The organism is Collinsella sp. AM42-18AC (assembly GCF_003467965.1).
Lineage (GTDB): Bacteria > Actinomycetota > Coriobacteriia > Coriobacteriales > Coriobacteriaceae > Collinsella.
The window spans coordinates 131,841-140,493 of record NZ_QSFY01000005.1 but is presented as its reverse complement, the minus strand read 5'-3'; the positions used below and the strand labels follow the sequence as shown (position 1 = coordinate 140,493).

9 protein-coding genes and 1 pseudogene are annotated in these 8,653 nt (G+C 54.6%); 7 read left to right on the top strand and 3 right to left on the bottom strand.

The genetic code is table 11. The features are described 5' to 3' along the window. The first annotated feature begins 155 nt into the window (after positions 1–155). The 3 genes and pseudogenes from DW913_RS04555 to DW913_RS10255 form a co-directional block, all read left to right on the top strand. Positions 156–239 (top strand): 23S rRNA methyltransferase attenuation leader peptide, encoded by an 84-nt coding sequence (locus DW913_RS04555; protein ID WP_001814874.1) that lies wholly within the window; start codon positions 156–158, stop codon positions 237–239. A gap of 124 nt (positions 240–363) precedes the next feature. Continuing rightward, entirely contained in the window at positions 364–1,101 is a 738-nt protein-coding gene (gene erm(B), locus DW913_RS04550) for a 23S rRNA (adenine(2058)-N(6))-methyltransferase Erm(B) (protein ID WP_002292226.1), read from the top strand. Between the two features lie 169 nt (positions 1,102–1,270). Further along, positions 1,271–1,375 (top strand): annotated as a pseudogene (locus tag DW913_RS10255) (topoisomerase DNA-binding C4 zinc finger domain-containing protein); the annotation flags it as partial. Positions 1,376–1,555: 180 nt separating this feature from the next. Here the strand turns inward: DW913_RS10255 and DW913_RS04535 are convergent. Both DW913_RS04535 and DW913_RS10025 read right to left on the bottom strand, forming a co-directional pair. Continuing rightward, positions 1,556–1,801: a glutaredoxin gene (locus tag DW913_RS04535; protein ID WP_117645838.1), complete on the bottom strand. Its 246-nt coding sequence runs from the start codon at positions 1,799–1,801 to the stop codon at positions 1,556–1,558. 51 nt (positions 1,802–1,852) lie between these two features. Next, positions 1,853–2,680, bottom strand: coding sequence for a TipAS antibiotic-recognition domain-containing protein (locus DW913_RS10025; RefSeq protein WP_118094155.1), 828 nt, complete (start codon positions 2,678–2,680; stop codon positions 1,853–1,855). Between the two features lie 140 nt (positions 2,681–2,820). On the opposite strand from DW913_RS10025, the gene DW913_RS04525 reads away from it, so the two are divergent. The 4 genes from DW913_RS04525 to DW913_RS04510 all read left to right on the top strand — a co-directional run bounded on the left by DW913_RS04525 (position 2,821) and on the right by DW913_RS04510 (position 8,084). Then, positions 2,821–3,558, top strand: coding sequence for a tRNA (N6-threonylcarbamoyladenosine(37)-N6)-methyltransferase TrmO (locus tag DW913_RS04525; protein ID WP_233541996.1), 738 nt, complete (start codon positions 2,821–2,823; stop codon positions 3,556–3,558). 112 nt (positions 3,559–3,670) lie between these two features. Further along, positions 3,671–4,885 carry a MalY/PatB family protein gene (locus DW913_RS04520; RefSeq protein WP_117797724.1) on the top strand — a complete coding sequence of 405 codons (1,215 nt, stop codon included), beginning with the start codon at positions 3,671–3,673 and terminating at the stop codon, positions 4,883–4,885. Positions 4,886–5,028: 143 nt separating this feature from the next. After that, positions 5,029–5,895 carry an ABC transporter substrate-binding protein gene (locus DW913_RS04515; RefSeq protein WP_117797723.1) on the top strand — a complete coding sequence of 289 codons (867 nt, stop codon included), beginning with the start codon at positions 5,029–5,031 and terminating at the stop codon, positions 5,893–5,895. After that, positions 5,892–8,084, top strand: a complete 2,193-nt coding sequence (locus DW913_RS04510; protein WP_117797722.1) for an ATP-binding protein — start codon at positions 5,892–5,894, stop codon at positions 8,082–8,084. Before DW913_RS04515 ends, DW913_RS04510 begins: the two co-directional genes overlap by 4 nt. A 69-nt stretch (positions 8,085–8,153) precedes the next feature. Here DW913_RS04510 and DW913_RS04505 read toward each other — a convergent pair whose 3' ends face one another. Beyond that, complete coding sequence (locus tag DW913_RS04505) at positions 8,154–8,633, bottom strand: pyridoxamine 5'-phosphate oxidase family protein (protein WP_117797721.1); 480 nt, start codon at positions 8,631–8,633, stop codon at positions 8,154–8,156. Between the last annotated feature and the right edge of the window lie 20 nt (positions 8,634–8,653).

Below are 8,653 nucleotides of genomic sequence, written 5' to 3'. Positions count from 1 at the left end.
TGGGAGGTGTTCGGATAAAGTCGATAATCAAGGAAACTATTTCAGCAAGCGATATTTTAACAACAGCTATTGATTTATCTTAAAATTTTGTGTATAATAGGAATTGAAATTAAATTAGATGCTAAAAATTTGTAATTAAGAAGGAGGGATTCGTCATGTTGGTATTCCAAATGCGTAATGTAGATAAAACATCTACTGTTTTGAAACAGACTAAAAACAGTGATTACGCAGATAAATAAATACGTTAGATTAATTCCTACCAGTGACTAATCTTATGACTTTTTAAACAGATAACTAAAATTACAAACAAATCGTTTAACTTCTGTATTTATTTACTGATGTAATCACTTCAGGAGTGATTACATGAACAAAAATATAAAATATTCTCAAAACTTTTTAACGAGTGAAAAAGTACTCAACCAAATAATAAAACAATTGAATTTAAAAGAAACCGATACCGTTTACGAAATTGGAACAGGTAAAGGGCATTTAACGACGAAACTGGCTAAAATAAGTAAACAGGTAACGTCTATTGAATTAGACAGTCATCTATTCAACTTATCGTCAGAAAAATTAAAACTGAACACTCGTGTCACTTTAATTCACCAAGATATTCTACAGTTTCAATTCCCTAACAAACAGAGGTATAAAATTGTTGGGAGTATTCCTTACCATTTAAGCACACAAATTATTAAAAAAGTGGTTTTTGAAAGCCATGCGTCTGACATCTATCTGATTGTTGAAGAAGGATTCTACAAGCGTACCTTGGATATTCACCGAACACTAGGGTTGCTCTTGCACACTCAAGTCTCGATTCAGCAATTGCTTAAGCTGCCAGCGGAATGCTTTCATCCTAAACCAAAAGTAAACAGTGTCTTAATAAAACTTACCCGCCATACCACAGATGTTCCAGATAAATATTGGAAGCTATATACGTACTTTGTTTCAAAATGGGTCAATCGAGAATATCGTCAACTGTTTACTAAAAATCAGTTTCATCAAGCAATGAAACACGCCAAAGTAAACAATTTAAGTACCGTTACTTATGAGCAAGTATTGTCTATTTTTAATAGTTATCTATTATTTAACGGGAGGAAATAATTCTATGAGTCGCTTTTTTAAATTTGGAAAGTTACACGTTACTAAAGGGAATGGAGATAAATTATTAGATATACTACTGACAGCTTCCAAGAAGCTAAAGAGGTCCCTAGCGCCTACGGGGAATTTGTATCGATAAGGGGTACAAATTCCCACTAAGCGCTCGGGACCCCTTGTAGGAAAATGTCCTAAGTGTGGCAACAATATTGTATTAAAAAAATCGTTTTATGGTTGTTCAAATTATCCTGAATGTAAGTTTACTTTAGCTGAACATTTTTTTTAAAAATACAAGTAACTAGTCATTTAAGAACGTCCCCAATGACTACCTGTGGTAGGCCCATGCAAAAAGCTGTACGTCAGCATCCAAAGATGTCGAAAAATGTCGACTTTGGATGCTGACGTACATGTTTGTGCCGTATGGGTTTGTGCGTTGGGGCCGGCCGACCGCAATAGAACGCTAGAGCAGGTTCTTCTGTATCCACGCGATGATGTCGTTCGATTCGTAGAGTGGCGCGCCGTCAATGAACAGGCAGGGAACCTGGCGTTTTCCGCCGACGGCGATGAGTGTCCGCTCGGCATCGGAATCGGTCGAGATATTACGCTCGGGGATGGTCACGCCGTTATCGGCCAGGAAGCGCTTGACCTTTATGCAATACGGGCAGCCGGTCATAACGTAGAGCGCGAGCTCGTGATCAGTAGCCATAGGTCTCCAATCGGTTGAGGTTTCGATTGAAATACCCAAAGCCGCCGCGGTCTATGCACGCGTCAACGACGACTCGATTGCCTGTACCAGAAACGCCGTGGCTCCGGTGCCGCAGGGCTTGTCGTAGTAGTCAACAAAGCGCTGGTCGGCAAGATAACCATTGGCGAGGCCCAGGTATGCTTCGTCCTGGGGCTCGTGTCCCCAGTTAAGGCCAATCCATCGGCGGTGCATTGCGACAAGCTTGCGGGCTTCGCTACTCTTTGGATCGCCGTCGCCCATGGCAATCGAGAGCTGGCCCAGAATAGCGCGTTCAAGTTCCTTCATGTCGTTCCATGTCTCGGGATCCATGTCCAGCAACGCCTCGCTTGCCGCATCGATTGCCTCATCGCCATAGCGCGCCCGGGCTTCGGCGCCGTAGCGCTCTTCGTTTTCCTGCACGGTGCGCCAGCGCTCCAGTTGCGGCAGCACGGCGCCCATGAGCGAGACGGCCTCGTCGAGTGACATACCGGTGTTTTGCGCCAGACGCGGGGCGCAATCCTCGATCATCGCCTCCATCGTAGTCTCGTAGGTGTACTTGCCGCGGTCGTAGCACCACTTGCAGTAATGGTCGGTCGTGGCGCCCGCGGCATCGGTGCCGCAGTCGTCGGGCGTGAGTATCATGCCGCAGCTCTGGCAATAGTGCTCGGGCATTTCGAGCAGATGAGACAGAGGCTCGCCGGTCACGGCGGCAATGAGCTTCATCATGTCGATGCCCGGTGTGACCTCGCCGCGTTCCCAACGGCTGACGGCTTGGCGCGTGACGTAGAGCTTGGCGGCGAGCTGCTCTTGGGTGAGATTGTTGGCGCGACGGACGGCGATGAGCTTTTCTGCGAAGGCCATAACGGCTCCTTTCTGCTGGTTGATGGCTTAAGCATACGCGGCGGCAGGCACCCTTCCAAGCAACCGTTGGTTGCATGCAGATGGCGATGAGCGGGAATCGCGGCCCCTCGCCCGCGCACCAGTGCCGTACAATGACCGGCATGGAACCTATTGCACACATACATACCGACCTGCCGCAGAAGTTCGGCATTCCGCGCAACAGCTTTTTGGCGCCTCATCTTGAGGGACGCATCGTCTTTGAGCAGGAATTTGCCTTTAGCGCGGCAGTTGAGGGCCTGGACTCCTTCTCTCACCTATGGCTGCTCTGGCGCTTTGAAAACGGAACGCCCGGCGGCACGGCGGAAGACATCGCCGCCGATGCCAAGGCGCAGGACAGGTCCGGCACCAACGCCAAGTGGTCGAAGACCGTGCGTCCGCCGCGCCTGGGCGGGGCCGAGCGCGTGGGCGTGTTTGCCACACGCAGTCCGTTTCGCCCTAATCCTATCGGTCTCACCTGCGTCAAGCTCGACCGCGTGGAGCTTACCGACGACGGTCCCATCATTCATGTGCTGGGAGCCGATCTGCGCGACGGCACGCCCATCTACGACATTAAGCCCTACATTCCGTTTGCGGACTGCCACCCGGATGCAACGGGCGGCTGGATTGAGGATACGCCGTGGCAAGAGCTCGATATCGAGTTCCCACAAGCGCTGCAGGAGATGGTCCCGCCCACAAAGCTCCCCGGGTTGGTCGAGGTCCTTCGCCAGGATCCGCGCCGCGCGGGTAGCAAACACGAGCCAAACCGCGTCTACCATCTGGCTTACGCTGGGCTTGACATATCCTTTACGGTTGATGGAACCAGGTTGACGGTAGCCGCCGTCAACGACGCGCGGGATTAGCCGGCCATTCGCCGGCGCCCGCCAAATTCAACGCCAAACCCCATGCCAAAACCGCCCACGCTGGTGGACAATAACGCCTACCAAAACAATCCGCTTTGCACGGGAGCTCAGCATGAAATACGACTTTACTTCGCTTATCGACCGCCACGGCATGGACGCCATCGCCGTTGACTCCTGGGGCGAAATCCCCGGCATGGCTCCGAACGCACCCGACGAGGGCTTCGACCGCATCCCCATGTGGGTAGCGGACATGAACTTTGCCACGGTGCCCACGGTCCAGGAGTACATCATTCAGCGCGCCCAGCATCCCATGTTTGGCTATTTCGATCCGCGCCCCGAGTACTTCGACCGTATCATCGAATGGCAGAGCCGCCGTAATGGCGTCGAGGGTCTGCTCCCGGAACATATCGGCTACGAGAACGGCGTGCTGGGCGGTGTCGTGTCGACCCTGCGCGCGTATGTCCAGCCGGGCGATGCGGTGCTGGTCCACAGCCCTACCTACATCGGCTTTACCAAGTCCATCGAAGCGGCGGGCTATCGCATTGTCCACAGCCCACTCAAGCTCGACGACCAGGGCGTGTGGCGCATGGACTTTGAGGACATGGAACGCAAGCTCACCCAAAACCACGTTCATGCCGCGGTGTTCTGCTCGCCGCACAATCCCTGCGGGCGCGTATGGGAGCGCGACGAGATTGAACGCGCCATGGACATCTATCGCCAGCACGATTGCGTGGTGATCTCGGATGAGATCTGGTCCGACATCATCCTGCCGGGTCACAAGCATATCCCGACGCAGTCGGTGAGCGAGGATGCCCGCATGCGCACGGTCGCCCTCTATGCGCCGAGCAAGACGTTTAACCTTGCGGGCCTGGTCGGCAGCTACCACATCATCTATAACGAGACGCTGCGCGACCGCGTGTGCGCCGTGTCCAATAAGACCCACTACAACGAGATGAATGTCCTTTCGATGCATGCGCTTATCGGCGCCTACCAGCCGCAGGGCTACGAGTGGCTCGATGAGCTCAACGAGGTTATCGAGGGCAACATTGACTACTTCTGCGATTACGTGGACGAGCATTTTGAGGGCGTGTCCTATTCGCGCCCGCAGGGCACCTATATGGTGTTCCTGGACTGCACGGAGTGGTGCTGCGTGCATGGGCACGATATTCAGTGGCTGCTCGACGAGGGCGCACGTGTGGGCGTGGGCTATCAGGACGGCCGTCCGTTCCACGGACCCTGCCACATCCGCGTGAATCTGGCGCTGCCGCTTTCGCGCGTAAGGGAGGCGTGCGAGCGCCTGGACCGCTACGTTTTTAATGCGCAGTAAGTGGGCGCTGCATGCGGGGCTGTCTGTCAGGTTGGCTGGAAGGCCCCGCATGGGTAAAGCGTCTGTAACCATTGAGCGCGAGCGCGGCTTTGTCTGCTATTATCTTTGAACTTGAGTCTGTAAACAGGATTGTCTGGAGCTCGATGAAAAGACCTCGTCGCTCGGTCGCCATATCGTTGTTTGTTGCGCTTGCAGTGGTGGGCGCCTTTGTCGTGGCGATAGCTGGCTGTTTTGGATCGAATGATGGAACCTCGACGTCTGCAGTAGAAAGCCCAGCCGAAGACGTCAAAGATGACGGCCTTACGACGCTCAACGTCGGCAGCGACCTCTATCCGCCGTTTGTGTATAGCGACGAGTACGGCGATATCGTTGGCCTGGATGTCGAGATTTTGACCGAGGCTTTGGGCCGCATTGGTTACAAGCCAAAATACCAGCTGATCGACTGGGAAAAGAACAAAGAACTGCTGGCGAGCGGCGAGCTCGATTGCGTCATGGGCAGCTTTAGTATGACGGGCCGCGAAAACGAGTATCGTTGGGCCGGTCCATACCTCGCGAGCCGACAGGTGGTTGCTGTCGATCCCGAGAGCGATATCTACACGCTTGCCGATCTTAAGGACAAGGTCGTGGCGGTTCAGTCCACCACTAAGCCCGAATCGATTCTGCTCGATCGCACCAATGAAAACGTTCCGCAGATTAAGGAGCTCTACAGCTTCTCGGACCGCTCGTACCTGAACCCGGCGCTCGTCGAGGGCCTGGTCGATGCCATCGCCGCGCACGAGTCCTCGCTGCTCGCCTACGAAAAAGACTATGGCGTGACGTATCGCATTCTGGATGAGCCACTGCTAGAGGTTGGTTTGGGCACCGCCTTCGATATCAATGACGCGCGCGGCATCGACGTTAAGCTCGCCCATGCCTACCAAGAAATGCTTGCCGATGGCACCATGGAACGCCTGGTGTCAAAGTACGTTGATGACCCTTCGCCATTTTTGAATATGGAGGGCCTGTCGTGATTGATGTACCCGACCACACCGCAGACGAGCGGGACGATCGCTCGGTCCGGGTATGGGTCTTTGCCGCCCTGTTGGGGATAGCGCTCTCGGCTGTTGCCGGCGTGATGAGCTACAGCTACACGACAGCTCAGGCCGAGCAGCGCTTTGCCGACGCTGTCAACTACGTGGCGACACAGAGTCTTTCCTACGATGCGTTCAACAGCGCCTATGCGACCAAAAATCTGATTCGCGTTATGGAGATTGCCGGAGAGGCAGCGCGCGATATGAAGCGCGACGGCTCGGTGGATAACGCTACGTTGGAGCAATATGCTGGCCAGTTTAATGTGACAGCGCTGATCGTGACGGACGCATCGGGCAACTTGGTGTCCGAGTCCTCGACGGATAACGTGAGCTACGAGTCGCTCGCCGAGAATCTCAAAGAGGCGCCTGTGCTGGAGGTGGCAGCCCATCCGCTTAAGTCCTATACCGCTCGCATTACGCTTGCGGACGATTCGGTCGCAGACATTGGCTGCGTGGCCCGGCGGGACGGTGAGGGCATCGTTGTCGCGGTGAGGCACCAGAGCGCCAAGGCGGTCGCGAGCAATACGCTCAAATTGCAGAGCTTGCTCGATGGTTATGAGACCATCGATAGCGGCAATATCGTGATCGAAAACGATGGCAAGGTCGTTGCGACCAATGCCGTTGAACCCACCATATCGGGCGTGCTCGATTTGCCTGCGACGGATGCCATCATTGTTGACGGTATTAAGGAGCGTTGCCTGGCTGGTAAGGTCAGATTGGTCAATGCCAACGGAGAGTGGTATCTGGGCACATTTGGTAAAGCGTGCAATTTTTACGTGTACACCTATGCGTCCGCGCAGCGTTACTTCGGGGTCGTCGCCGTTGTTGTTGCCAGCGTGTCAGCGCTCTACGTCGGTGTTATAGCCACTGTCGTGTTGGCGCGCCGCCGCGCCGAGCGCCAACACTTGACCGACCTGTTGCTGCAGGAGCGCGGCTATGGCGACAAGCTGGCAAAGGCAGCGCGCGAAGCCTCGTCTGCCAACTCTGCAAAGACGGAGTTCCTGCGTCGCATGAGCCACGACCTGCGCACGCCCATCAACGGTATTCGCGGTATGGTCGAGGTGGGCAATGCCAACGCAGACGACTTGCAAAAGCAGACCGAGTGCCGCTCAAAGATTTGGACAGCATCGGGGCTGCTGCTCGACCTTGCGAACGAGGCACTCGATATGAGTCGCCTGGAGAGCGGGCAGATCAGCCTGGACCTCGTGCCCACAAATTTGGTGGCCCTCAACTATGAGGTGTGCGATATTCTGGAGCGCCAAGCCGAGGAGCGCCTGGTGACAATTATCTGCGACCAACGGACTCTTGATCATCCCTATGCCCGGGTGAGCGTGACGCACCTCAAGCGTCTGTTGCTCAATATTGCCGGTAATGCCGTCAAGTACAACCGCCAGGGCGGCTATGTTCGCCTGACATGCCGCGAGGTGGAGCCGGTGGACGGTGTCCCCGTCTATGAATACACGATCGCCGATAACGGCATTGGCATGAGCGAGGAGTTTCAACAGCACCTCTACGAGCCGTTCAGCCGCGAGGAACAACAGGTGGAAGGCGCTTCATCGGGAACTGGCCTGGGCGCGTCTATTGCCAAACAGTTGGTCGAGCTTATGGGCGGAACCATGAGCTTTACGAGCGCCTTGGGGCGGGGGACGACGTTTACCATTTGCCTGCCGTTTGAGAAGTGCAAGAGTTCCGAGATTCCCCAGGCAGTTCGCGTGGATGCAGGCGACAGCGACGTGCTCCAGGGCCTGCGTGTTTTGCTCGTAGAGGATAACGACCTGAATGCCGAGATCGCACAGTTTACGCTCGACCGCGCCGGTGCCGTCGTGACACATGTCAAAGATGGCGAGTCTGCCGTCGAGACGTTTGCCGCGAGTGCGCCGCACGAGTACGACGTGGTATTGATGGACATCATGATGCCCGGCATCGATGGCCTTGAGGCCACGCGTCAGATTCGAGCGCTCGATCGCGAGGACGCCGCGACCACGCCGATTATCGCCGTGAGCGCCAATGCCTTTGCCGACGACCGTAGGCTTTCGCGCGAGGCGGGCATGAACGCGCATCTGAGCAAACCCGTGAGTTCTCAGGATCTCGTTGAGGCGCTTGCGCACATAGCCGCCGACGCTTCATAAACAAATGGCTCGGTTCCAATACTGGTTGGAACCGAGCCATTTTGCTATTTGTAGGACCTGCCTTTAGGCTTACTTTTCATGGATCTGCTTGCCGCAAAGATGCTCAATCGAAATCTCGTAGAGTTGGACGCCCTTGATGTCTTTGGCGATTTCCTCCTCGACTTCTTCGGCAGAAGGGTAGTACTTAAGCGCTAACTGGCGGACTTTGTCCTCGATAAACGCGGGGGCCTCATCTACCAGGTGGCAACGGCCAAAGACCACGGCGCTCATAACGTAGGGAGCCCAGTCATCGTCCTTGTACCACTCGTTGCCGTAAACGGTAAAGCAGACTTTGTCATCACGCCTGAGTGAATCGACCTTGTGGCCAGCCTTGGCGCCATGGAAATAAATCTTGTCGTGCTCGGTGTCAAAGAAGTAGTTGACGGGAATGGCATAAGGGTAGCCATCATCGCCGTTAACGGCAAAGACGCCGCGCTTACAGGTGGCCAGCAGCTCGCGCGCCTCCTCGTCGGTGATGGCACGTTTCTTTCGGCGTAAGGGTCTAAACATCGTCGGCTTCCTTTCTAGCT